This is a genomic window from Streptomyces flaveolus, from assembly GCF_000716535.1.
Taxonomy (GTDB): Bacteria; Actinomycetota; Actinomycetes; order Streptomycetales; family Streptomycetaceae; genus Streptomyces; species Streptomyces flaveolus_A.
The window spans coordinates 1-224 of record NZ_JNWV01000215.1 but is presented as its reverse complement, the minus strand read 5'-3'; the positions used below and the strand labels follow the sequence as shown (position 1 = coordinate 224).

Sequence of the window (224 nt, the reverse complement as noted above, 5' to 3'; positions counted from 1 at the left end):
TCCGCCAGGATCGGGTCCATGTGGGGGGAGTGGAAGGCGTGGCTGACGGTGAGGGGTCGGGTGCGTCGGCCGAGGGTGGTGAAGTGTGCGGTGATGCGGCTGATTTCGGTGGGGTCGCCGGAGACGACGACGGAGTGTGGTCCGTTGACGGCGGCGAGGGCGGTGCCGGGTGTGAGCAGGGGGCGGACTTCGTCCTCGGTGGCTTCCAGGGCGGTCATGGCGCC

1 protein-coding gene is annotated in these 224 nt (G+C 70.5%); it reads right to left on the bottom strand.

Features of this window, described 5'->3' with window-relative positions; genetic code table 11:
* A partial coding sequence (locus OO52_RS45910; RefSeq protein WP_037671871.1) for an acyltransferase domain-containing protein occupies window positions 1–224 on the bottom strand: 224 nt, incomplete at both ends.